The following is a 1,688-nucleotide window of genomic DNA, read 5'->3' on the forward strand; positions in this document are numbered from 1 at the left end:
CGAACGTGATCGCTGTCGCGTCGAAGGTCCCGCCCGCCCGCGGCCGGTGCTCCTGCGGGAGTTCCCCGCTCGGATGCGAGTGCGGCTCTGCCGTCATGACATCTCCTGCCGTTGTTGTCGTTCGTGGATCCGGGCCGTCCGTGCGCCGGCCCGCCGGGAGTGGCGTGCGGGGCCGCTTCACGTGTGAGCCGTGTCGTACCGGTACGGGCCGAGGTACAGGAACAGGGCGGCGCAGACCGCGCACACGATGGCCAGGGTGAGCATCGCCGGGGTGTAGGAGCCGTAGGTCTCGCGGCTCACGCTCACCGCGGACGCGGCCGTCGCCCCGCCGATCTGGAACACCGAGAAGGTGATGCCGTAGATCTTGCCGTAGGAGATCCGTCCGAAGTGCCGCGGGACGAGGTAGCTGAGGACATCGAACTCGGAGCCGATCAGCAGTCCGGTCAGCGCCGCAGCGAGCAGGCCCGTCGCCACGTTCGGTCCCGCCGCGAAGAGCAGTACCGCGACGATGCCGCCGGCGAGGTTGACGGTCATGATCAGGGACGCCGCGAAGCGGTCCAGCAGCCATCCGGTCACGAGCCTGGCCACGATGAGAGCGACCCCGAGCGCCACCGGCACCAGGTTCGCGACGTGCTCCGGCACGCCCGCGTCGAGCAGCAGCGGGATCTGATAGACCGTCACCGCGGAGCCGACCGTCCCGAGCAGGAAGAACGCGCCCAGGATGAGCCAGAACGGCCGTCTCATCGCCGCGGCCTTCAGCGTGTCACCCGCCGTCGGGACAGCCGCCTTGCGCGGGCCCGGTTCGGCGAGGAGGAAGTACGCGACGGGGAAGGCGACGAGCGCGAGCGCCCCCAGCCCGAGGAACGCCTCCCGCCAGCCGAACGCCGCGATGAGCCAGGCGGTGAGCAGGGGGACGATCACTGTGCCGACTCCGATGCCGGAGTTGGCGACCCCCAGCGCGAACCCGAGCCTGCGATCGAACCAGCCTGCCGTGAGCCGGAGGTAGGACACGGGCCACAGCCCCAGGCCGCAGACCGGGATGAGAGCCCAGGCCAGGTAGAACACGGAAATGTCGTCGGGCAGGAAGTACATGGCCATCAGGGAGAGCCCGAAGACGGGGGAACTGCACAGGATGAGGCGCCGGCCCCCGTACCGGTCGACCAGAAGGCCCTGCACGGGAGAGATGATCATGACGGTCACGCTGAGGAGGGAAGCGGCCAGGCCGATGGCGGATACCCCCCACCCGAACTCCCGGTCGAGCGGAGCGATGAACGCCCCGAACGCCATGACCGTGAGCACGCTGGGGCCGACGGTGAGCCCGAGCGCGGACGCCACTGCCGTACGCCATCCCGCCGCTTCCCTGGCGGCGTCGGACGGTTCTTCGCCTGTCTGGAGGAGCGTGGCTGATTTGTCCATGGTCATGCGGAATCCTCCTTGATTCCCTTGTGGAAGCGTCCCCTCTGACTCCGACAGGTCCGGTCGCCGGACCGTCGTCGTGACGGCGAGAGGAGCGGTGCCGTTTCCACCCTGGCCGTCCGGCGGGTCGAGCCCCGGGTCTCACTGGGCCGAACGGTCCGCGGGTCCCTCGTGGATCACCCTTCTTCCGCAGCCGCCTGGAGCGCCTGACGCAGCCGCGAGACGAAGCGGGGGATGTCGTCGTGCGCGCCGGCCGCGAACACGTAGAAGTC

1 protein-coding gene is annotated in these 1,688 nt (G+C 69.7%); it reads right to left on the minus strand.

Annotated elements, in window-relative coordinates; translation table 11 throughout:
* Nucleotides 1-177: 177 nt before the first annotated feature.
* Nucleotides 178-1,422, minus strand: coding sequence for an MFS transporter (locus ACFF45_RS35300; protein WP_381351128.1), 1,245 nt, complete (start codon nucleotides 1,420-1,422; stop codon nucleotides 178-180).
* Between the last annotated feature and the right edge of the window lie 266 nt (nucleotides 1,423-1,688).

Source organism: Streptomyces cinereospinus, from assembly GCF_042430725.1.
In the GTDB taxonomy this organism is placed as follows: Bacteria; Actinomycetota; Actinomycetes; order Streptomycetales; family Streptomycetaceae; genus Streptomyces; species Streptomyces cinereospinus.